The 2,917-nt window shown below is 25.5% G+C and carries 3 protein-coding genes; 2 read left to right on the top strand and 1 reads right to left on the bottom strand.

Features of this window, described 5'->3' with window-relative positions; all coding sequences use genetic code 11:
* Positions 1 to 459: 459 nt before the first annotated feature.
* Positions 460 to 1,458 (bottom strand): DnaD domain protein, encoded by a 999-nt coding sequence (locus tag EII23_RS11690; RefSeq protein WP_124793517.1) that lies wholly within the window; start codon positions 1,456 to 1,458, stop codon positions 460 to 462.
* Positions 1,459 to 1,899: 441 nt separating this feature from the next.
* Between EII23_RS11690 and EII23_RS11685 the strand changes: the two genes are divergently transcribed.
* Together EII23_RS11685 and EII23_RS11680 are read left to right on the top strand one after the other, a co-directional pair.
* Positions 1,900 to 2,691, top strand: coding sequence for a ParA family protein (locus EII23_RS11685; RefSeq protein WP_124793516.1), 792 nt, complete (start codon positions 1,900 to 1,902; stop codon positions 2,689 to 2,691).
* Between the two features lie 9 nt (positions 2,692 to 2,700).
* Positions 2,701 to 2,917, top strand: a 217-nt coding sequence (locus EII23_RS11680) for a plasmid replication-associated protein (protein ID WP_124793515.1), incomplete at its 3' end; no start/stop codon positions are given.

The raw sequence follows: 2,917 nt of genomic DNA, 5'->3' as shown, positions 1-2,917 counted from the left end.
ACTTACTAAAGACTTCTTGAAGATCATAAATTTAAAATTTTTAAAATATAAAAACTTATACGTTAAATAAAAATAAAGGATACATATAAACTGTAGCATATATAAATAATCACGTCGATAAAAGTCGAACTAAAAGTTTTAAAGCCTTTTAGCATTGTTCAATTTTAGACATTATAAAGTTTCTAAAAAGTAAAGCTTTAGTTTTTATTGTTTAGTTAAATGAAAAGTGATTAAAACACTCTTTTTGCTAATAGTAAGATAGAAGACATACTAAGAACTATTAAAAAGCCTTTAGCAAGCTATTAAAGATTACTAAAGACTTTTAGAAAAGAAAATTGTTGTAAAAAAATTTATATATCATTTAGTTATTTAGTATCTCTTTATTACAACACAAAAATACTAATGTTTCGAATAACAAGTTTTTAAGAAAGATCCAAGTTATTTATTTTGGGACTTTTTTTATTCTTTCCAATCTTCTTCTAATGATCTTTTAAAAGCTTCTCTTTTTTCTTCAAACTTAGCTCTTTCTTCTTCTGACATGTCTTCATTTGTATTTTTGTTTGTTCTATTATTTAACCATTTAGGTGTTTTCTCCTTAGAAAGTCGGACAATGTTATTTTTTTTGTTACTTATTTTAAAATTTTGTGCTTGTTCTAAAGTTGTAATATTAGAGCTTTTCCAATTATTTAAAACTTTTAAAAAATATTGCTTTGGACTAGATCCATTAATAGACGTATATTCAATAGCATAATTAATAACCTTGTCATCAAAGTTTGAGAATAACTTTAATAATTTATTTTTATATGCTGGAGTAATATTAATGTCTAATTCATTCTTAATTCTATCAATTAACACACTATAACTACTACTACTGCTTTCTGTAATGTAGTGTGTATTATGTTCATGTGTATTATATTTATGTGTATTATATTGATTGTGTATTATATTATCTGTACGTTTTGAACTGTTCACTTTTGAACTGTTCATTTTGAACTGTTCAGAATGTACAGTAGGAAAAAGACCGTCGCGACTGCACTGTTCATTTTGTACAGTAGAGATTTTCTCTTTTAAATTAAATCTTTCCAAACTTTCGCTATTATGATATTCTTCTAATTCTTTTATTTGTTTGTTGGTTATTGGAGTAACACTAAAGTAATAATAATAATCCAATTTATTACCATTATGTACTTTAAATTGAACAATATATTTTGCGTCTACAAGTTCATTCCAAGCATTTTGTATTTGACGACGGCCATTTTTTTCATAGCGATTGTATAGTTCTGTTTTGTGAATTTCCCAATTTTCTGGATAACTTTGTAAATTACATAACAAACCTATTGCTTGTAATGATAAAGGGTTATTTTCTGTATTACTACGTTTTTTATCGCATTGTTGTAATAATTCTCTAGGTAAAACTTCAAATGGTTTTTCACTATTAATATTTTTAATAATTGACATAATAAAAACCTCTTTCCATATTTTAATTTGGTTAGAGGTAATAAAACGTTTACAATAAAATTATTAAATATATGTAGTTGCTACACATATTGTTTACGGTTATAATAATATTATATATATATTAAAACGTTTGGGTGCGTTTTATTACCTTTCAAAACATTCAGTTGTTGGTATCAACTGAATGTTTTTTGTATATTTATAAGAATAACAAACTAATAGAGTATAAACAATAAATACTGTAACAAAAAAACAAAAACAAATCACATGTAACATGTTACATGTGATTTGTTTTTGTTCTATTAAAAGTAGTTTATATTACTTATACTAATAGGGTTTGATAATCATGAATATTGTTATTTTATTATAATATACCTTAGTAACTTGTTACATGTAACAAGTTACTGTTATAATAATTATATTATAATCTAAGGAGTGTAATGTATGTCAGTTATAACTATTGGTAATTTCAAAGGAGGAGTAGGTAAAACTACTGTATCAACTTTATTATCCTATATCGCTTCTGAAAGATACGACAAAAAGGTTTTATTAGTCGATTTTGATCCTCAAGGTAATGCTACTCAAATCATGAAAAGAACATATCCAGAAGCTATAGATGAAAAACAAACATTTATAGATACTCTTAAAACTGGTGAATTAGAAGATAGTATTATCAACCTATCAACTAAACTAGCGTTAATACCTGCAGATTCTTCACTAGCTAATTTATCTGATATTATTGCCAAAACAGATATTGTTAAAAAACGATATATTCTTAAATCAGTTATTGATCAAATTAAAAGAGATTATGATTTTGACTATATATTTATTGATGTACCACCAACAATAAATTCAGATTTCACAAATAATGCAGTATACGCGAGTGATTATATTGCTATGGTATTTCAAACGCAGCAATCAGCGTATGAGAGTAGTTTATCGTTTGTTAACTTTTTACGAGATAGAAAAAAGGAATCAAATTTACCATTTGAATTAATAGGAGCAATCCCAGTATTAATCAAGAAGAATGGTAATATTGATGAAAAGATATTAGAAATATCTAAAAAAACTTTCTCAAACGCTTTATTTAAAAATCAAATATTTCAAAGAGAAAGAATTAAGAAGTTTAGTGCAGAAGGTATTAGGGATAAAGATACGCACGATAAAAGAGTATTGCATATGTTAGAAGCGATATATAAGGAATTAGTAGAAAGAATAGAATTAATAGAAGGATAGGTGATCATAATGGCAGGATTTTTAGATGATATAAAATTCGAAGAACAAAAGAAAAAAGGTTTTTTAGATGATATCGACACTTCAGCAGTTAAGTATACGGAAAATTATAAACCTGTTGCTAAAAGTTCAACTATGAGAGTTGATACGATAATCAAAAAAAGGTTAAGTCAGATGGCATTAGATAAAGACACTTCTATAAAGTCAATATCAGATAAAGTTTTAAATG

It is taken from the genome of Desulfovibrio sp. OH1186_COT-070, from assembly GCF_003860215.1.
GTDB lineage: Bacteria > Desulfobacterota > Desulfovibrionia > Desulfovibrionales > Desulfovibrionaceae > Desulfovibrio.
Note: the sequence above shows the minus strand (reverse complement) of the source record. Positions and strands in the feature narration are given on the sequence as shown.

Bases quoted from the DNA above. Each gene is read 5' to 3' on its own strand.
- EII23_RS11690 (WP_124793517.1), bottom strand. From the start codon at position 1,458: ATGTCAATTATTAAAAATATTAATAGTGAAAAACCATTTGAAGTTTTA.
- EII23_RS11685 (WP_124793516.1), top strand. From the start codon at position 1,900: ATGTCAGTTATAACTATTGGTAATTTCAAAGGAGGAGTAGGTAAAACT.